Raw genomic sequence first — 1,603 nt, 5'->3', positions numbered from 1 at the left:
ATAATCAAATTTATCAAATTTCATAATTTTAGATTCCTATAATTTCTATTTTAAATATATTTTATAGGAATTTTAAAATAACTAGGTTATGCAAGAAGTCTAATGTTTTACCTGTACTTTCTTGTGGTGCTGCTAAATGCAAATATTTTTGAAATACTTTTTTAATCGAAGTACTACCATGAATTCAAAGCATATGGTGACCAATTTCTTTTACTTGCCCAGTTTCATCATCTCACCAAAAAATAAAACAGTTAAACCAATAACTCCTGTTGCTACTCATGTTGCTGTTTCAGCATTGATAATCAAAGACGCAAAAAATAAAGTTCCAATTGTTGCTAAAGCCGTATTAACTAAAGTATTTGCAATTAAAATAGTTGCTAAAGTACGATCATAATCTTTGACCAATTTATAAACTTGTTTTGCTCGACGAATTGTTTTATTTGTTGCTCTTTTTTTCCGTTTACTAACATTCTTTTTTGCCATTTGTTTTAAACGAATAACATTAATTGAGGTAATAGCTGTTTCTGAAGCCGAAAAAAACTTGAAAAAATTAATAAAATAATCATTATTGGAAGTAACACAGCCAATGCGGTGGTCATATCCATCATCATTTACTCTCCTTTAAAATCTGTATTATTTTGTATCATTATATACTTTTCTCTCATAATTATCTACTAAATAACACCATAAAAATATTTAGATTTAACTTTAAAAATATAAAAAATAATGTATAGTTATAGATAGACAATTATATAAAATAATTCTTGGGGAGGAATAGAAATGAAAAAACTGCTAAGTACAATGGCAGCAATGACACTCGCAACAACAACAGCAACAGCAACAATCGCTTGTTCAGATCAAAATATGGCATATTACAACCAATTCATCAATGGTATAAACAATAAAGAAAGTTTTATTTTTATGGTTTCAGCAAAGAATTGCATTCATTGTCAAAATACAACAGATACAACAATTCCAGATTTATATAATAAAAATGGCTATGGTAATGATAAATATGACAAGTATTTAGCAGGTAATTTTGGTGCCCAATATGCTTTAAAAACATATCCGATTAGTGCTGATGAACAAGAAAAAATTAAAAACACTCGCTTAATTATTACTGATAACATTAAAGATTATAATGGTATTTGAAAAGAAAAATGAGCAAAAAAAATTGCTGATTGAATTGTAACACAAGAGCGAAATGCTCATAAAATTAATGGTGAAATTGACAAAACAATTACTGCTGATTCATTAGGATTAACTGGAACGCCAACTTACGTCTATATTAAAAATGGAAATTATGTTGGGTTCGAAACGGGTGAAGTTGGAAACTTACAAACGGGGGCCAATTCTGACTTATGAATGAATCGTTTTATTAAATATATGGTCTTAGAAGATTAAGATATTGATCATAATAAATCATAATAAAAAATACTCAGACAACTTGCTGGGTATTTTTTTAATTAATCATTGTTAAAATTGCATTAAAAATAATAGACTTCTTGCATAACTTATTAAAATAATTGTAAATATTTTTAAAAAGATACTAATAGCAAATTATAATTTTAATTAATTATGTCTTTTATTTAAAAATTTTAWW

General features: G+C 26.5%; 3 protein-coding genes. 1 reads left to right on the top strand and 2 read right to left on the bottom strand.

What is annotated here, in order from left to right; genetic code table 4:
• Positions 1 to 61: 61 nt before the first annotated feature.
• Together EHV01_RS05400 and EHV01_RS05395 are read right to left on the bottom strand one after the other, a co-directional pair.
• Entirely contained in the window at positions 62 to 193 is a 132-nt protein-coding gene (locus EHV01_RS05400; RefSeq protein ID WP_422066563.1) for a hypothetical protein, read from the bottom strand.
• A gap of 17 nt (positions 194 to 210) precedes the next feature.
• Positions 211 to 483 carry a CNNM domain-containing protein gene (locus EHV01_RS05395; protein WP_422066562.1) on the bottom strand — a complete coding sequence of 91 codons (273 nt, stop codon included), beginning with the start codon at positions 481 to 483 and terminating at the stop codon, positions 211 to 213.
• Between the two features lie 297 nt (positions 484 to 780).
• Between EHV01_RS05395 and EHV01_RS05390 the strand changes: the two genes are divergently transcribed.
• Positions 781 to 1,404 carry a hypothetical protein gene (locus EHV01_RS05390; protein ID WP_422066561.1) on the top strand — a complete coding sequence of 208 codons (624 nt, stop codon included), beginning with the start codon at positions 781 to 783 and terminating at the stop codon, positions 1,402 to 1,404.
• Positions 1,405 to 1,603 lie beyond the last annotated feature (199 nt).

It is taken from the genome of Spiroplasma sp. hy2, assembly GCF_044714365.1.
Classification (GTDB): domain Bacteria; phylum Bacillota_I; class Bacilli_A; order Mycoplasmatales; family Mycoplasmataceae; genus Spiroplasma; species Spiroplasma phoeniceum.
The sequence above is the reverse complement of the archived record's forward strand: the minus strand, read 5'-3'. Positions and strand labels throughout refer to the sequence as shown.